At 66.0% G+C, this 4,219-nt stretch carries 2 protein-coding genes; both read left to right on the top strand.

The features are described 5' to 3' along the window. The first annotated feature begins 41 nt into the window (after nucleotides 1-41). Nucleotides 42-1,547: a tryptophan halogenase family protein gene (locus ASE86_RS14630; protein ID WP_056428508.1), complete on the top strand. Its 1,506-nt coding sequence runs from the start codon at nucleotides 42-44 to the stop codon at nucleotides 1,545-1,547. 119 nt (nucleotides 1,548-1,666) lie between these two features. Then, nucleotides 1,667-4,219, top strand: a 2,553-nt coding sequence (locus tag ASE86_RS14625; RefSeq protein ID WP_156347229.1) for a TonB-dependent receptor domain-containing protein, incomplete at its 3' end; no start/stop codon positions are given.

Raw genomic sequence — 4,219 nt, 5'->3', positions numbered from 1 at the left:
GCGTTCGTCATGCTGGGCGCCGGTTTTTCGCAAGGACGCCTATGCCCGACGCCATCGGTTCGATCCTCATCGCCGGGGGCGGTACGGCTGGATGGATGACGGCGGCGGCGCTGGCGCACGCCTTGCCGCGCGGCTGTACGATCACCCTGGTCGAGTCGGAGGAGATCGGGACGGTCGGCGTGGGCGAGGCGACGATCCCGCCGATCCGGCTGTTCAACGAGACGCTGGGCATCGCCGAGGGCGATTTCCTGAAGGCGACGAAGGGCAGCTTCAAGCTGGGGATCGAATTCGTCGGCTGGGGGCGAGCGGATGCGCGCTATTTCCATCCGTTCGGCACGTTCGGCAAGCCGTTCGACCTGATCGCGGTGCACCAGCACTGGCTGGCGGCGCGCGCGCAGGGCAGCACGGTCCCGCTCGACGACCTGTCGATGGCCTGGGGCGCGGCCAGCCGCGGGCGATTCGCCGCACCCCACGCCGACCCGCGCAGCGTCGCATCGACCTTCGACTACGCCTATCACTTCGACGCCGGGCTCTACGCGCGCTTCCTGCGCGACTATGCCGAGGCGCGCGGCGTGGTGCGTGTCGAGGGCCGGATCGCCGATGTCGCGCGCGATGGCGAGAGCGGCGACGTCGCCGCGATCACTTTGGCAGACGGGCGCCGGCTGGCGGCGGACCTGTTCGTCGATTGCTCGGGCTTCCGCGGTCTGTTGATCGAAGGCGCGCTGGCGACGGGGTATGAGGACTGGACGCACTGGCTGCCGTGCGACCGCGCGGTCGCGGTGCCGTGTGCAACCGGCGGCGACGGGCTGACGCCCTATACGCGATCGACCGCGCGGGCGGCGGGATGGCAGTGGCGCATCCCGCTCCAGCACCGCACCGGCAACGGCTACGTGTTCTCGAGCGCGCATCTGTCCGACGACGACGCGGCGGCGACACTGATGGCGAACCTCGACGGGCCGGCGCTGGGCGAACCGCGCTTCCTGCGCTTCGTCACCGGGCGGCGGCGGCAGTTCTGGAACCGTAACGTCGTCGCGATCGGACTGGCGAGCGGATTCATGGAACCGCTCGAATCGACCTCGATCCACCTGATCCAGGCGGGCATTGCCAAGCTGCTGGCGTTCTTCCCGACCCGCGAGCGCGATCCGACCGCGGTCGCCGAATACAATCGTGTCGCGATCGCCGAATTCGAACGGATCCGCGACTTCCTGATCCTCCACTATAAGCTGAACGCCGGGCGCAGCGAACGGCTGTGGCAAGACTGCACGGCGATGGATGTGCCCGACAGCCTGGCGGTGAAGATCGAGCATTTCCGCCAGCGCGGCCGGCTGGTCCAGCGCGAGAACGATCTGTTCGGCCCGGCCAGCTGGCTGGCGGTCCACATCGGCCAGGGGAACGTGCCGAAATCGGGCGATCCGTTGCTGGCGCACATCGCCGACCCGCGCGCCAGCCGCGCCTTCGTCGACAAGCTGGCGGGCGCGATCGCCGGCATGGGGGCGTCGATGCCGACGCATTCCGACTGGATCGCCCGGACGATCGCCACCGCCTGACAGCATCAACCGGCAAATTTTCCGCAAACGATTGCGGAAACTATCTTGCAATCGATTGCAGGTCGCGCTAGCCAAAGCTCGGACATTCCCGAACACGGGGAATGCGCAAGGAGAGGATGATGAGGGGACCCCTGGCGATCGCAGGTTCGGCATCGGCTTTGGCGATCGCGCTGGCGACCACGCCGGTCGTAGCGCAGACCGTGCCCAACGACCCGGCAGCGAAGGCATCGACGGCGCAGCCGGTTCCGACCGGCGCCGACACGCAGGCGCAGCCCGGCGACATCCCGGATGCGGCGCGGCAGACCGAGGACATCGTCGTCACCGCATCGTCGGGCGAACGCTCGCGGTTCCGCAGTTCGATCTCGGTCAGCCAGATCAGCCAGGAAGCGATCCAGAACTTCACGCCGCGATCCGAAGCCGAAGTGCTGCGCAACATTCCCGGTTTGCAGCCCAGCGACACGGCAGGTCCGGGCGGCAACGCCAACATCGGCGTCCGCGGCATCCCGGTGTCGACCGGCGGGTCGGAATATGTCGCGTTGCAGGAGGACGGCCTGCCGACCGTGCTGTTCGGCGACATCAACTTCGGGAACAACGACTATTGGCTGCGCTTCGACCAGAACGTGCAGCGGGTGGAGGCGGTTCGTGGCGGCTCCGCCTCGACCTTCGCCAGCCAGGCGCCCGGTGCGGTCGTCAACTACATCAGCAAGACCGGCGAGACCGAAGGCGGCCAGATCGCCTATTCGAACGGCATCGGGTACCGCGAACATCGCATCGATTTCGATTATGGCGCCCCCGTCAGCGACACGCTGCGGTTCCATGTCGGCGGCTACGCGCGCAAGGGCGGCGGGCTGACCAACGAGAACTTCAACATCCTGAAAGGCTATCAGATCAAGGCGAACGTCACCAAGGACTTCGCCGACAATCGCGGATTCGTGCGGCTGTTCTTCAAGCGGCTCGACGAACAGGCACCGACTAACACGACCACCCCGTCGCTGGCGACGCTGGATGGCAACAGGATCACCGACTTCGCACCGCTGCCGACGTTCGACGAGCGCGACGGGTCGAGCTACACGATCTACAACCGCGCCTACCGCTATCTCGACTATGACGGCCAGCAACGCGATGCCGAGGTGCAGGGCATCCACCCGCGCGTCACCGGCCTGGGTAGCCAGTTCCATTACGACCTGGGCAGCGGCCTCACGATCGACGACACGATCCGGTATCAGTGGATCAAGGGCAATTTCACGACGCAGTTCATCAACGTTCTGCCGCGCACCGGCACCGGCGGGCTGATCGGATCGACGGTCAACGGCCAGGTCGTCGGGACGGCACGCTATGCCGCGGGACCCAATCAGGGCCAGATCTACACCGGCGCCTATGTGAACAATAACCCGAACATCAACACGTTGATGAAGAACATGGACAACTTCGCCAACAACCTGGCGTTGACCGGCAAGTTCGACGTGGGCGGCGGTCGGGCGACGATTACCGGCGGCTGGTTCCACATGCGCCAGAACATCGTCCAGGACTGGCACGTAAACCGCCAGTTCAGCGAACTGAACGGCGAGAATGCAGCACCACTCGACCTGTTTTCCACCACCGGGACGCAGCTGACCGCGGCGGGCCAGGCCGGGTTCAACGACAATTGGGGCACCTGCTGCGCCCGCCGCGTCGACCTGACCTATACCGACAACGCGCCTTTCCTGAACGTCGGCTGGGAAACCGGCGGGCTGAACCTCGATGCCTCCGTCCGCTACGACAAGGTTCACGGCGAAGGCACGGCTCAGGGCGGCGTGGCCGGTCCGACGGCCACGGTCACCGATGCGCTGGGATCGGCCCGCATCCCGTCGCTGGTGCTGAGCAACACGGTCGAGCGCGTGAACTACAGCGACGATTATGTCAGCTGGTCGATCGGCGCGCTGTACGCGTTCAGCCGCGAGACCAGCCTGTTCGCCCGCGCCAGCCGCGGCGGCCGCTTCAACGCCGACCGGCGCGTGCTGTCGGGCAACTTCAACGCCGACGGCTCGCTCAACACCCAGGGACAGGCGACCTCGGTCAACTTCCTCAACCAGCAGGAAATCGGCCTGAAGCAGCGCGGCGGCATGTTTGGCGGATCCTATTCGGTGGAGGTCACCGGCTTCCGTTCGACGCTGACCGAGAACAACTACGATTTCACCCGGATCAACAATCCGGCACCGAACAACGACCCGAACATCTCGAACAGCTATCGTTCGTACGGCGTCGAATTCACCAGCCGCCTGACCGCGGGCAATTTCCACCTGGCAGTCGATGCGACCTATTCGAAGTCGAAGATCACCGACAGCGTGACAGCGGCCCTGGTCGGCAAGAAGCCCGGCGGCCTGCCCGACTTCCTCTTCGTCGTCTCGCCGTCCTACGACGCGGGAATCGCGGCGTTCGGCGTCAGCGTGAACGGCCAGACCAGCACCAAGTCGGACGACTTCAACCTCTACACGATCAAGGGGTCGACCTTCGTCAACGGCTTCCTGACGATCCGCCCGTTCGACAAGCTGGAGCTGGGGCTGAACGCGAACAACCTGTTCAACAAGCTGGGCTTCCGCGGCGGCGGCGGGCTGTTCCCGATCCTGTCGTCCACGCAGGCCGTGTTCAACAACACCGCGCTCTATGGGCGCACGGTGACGGGGTCGATCCGC

Source organism: Sphingomonas sp. Leaf33 (genome assembly GCF_001421785.1).
Classification (GTDB): Bacteria; Pseudomonadota; Alphaproteobacteria; order Sphingomonadales; family Sphingomonadaceae; genus Sphingomonas.
Note: the sequence above shows the minus strand (reverse complement) of the source record. Positions and strands in the feature narration are given on the sequence as shown.

Bases quoted from the DNA above. Each gene is read 5' to 3' on its own strand.
- ASE86_RS14630 (WP_056428508.1), top strand. From the start codon at position 42: ATGCCCGACGCCATCGGTTCGATCCTCATCGCCGGGGGCGGTACGGCT.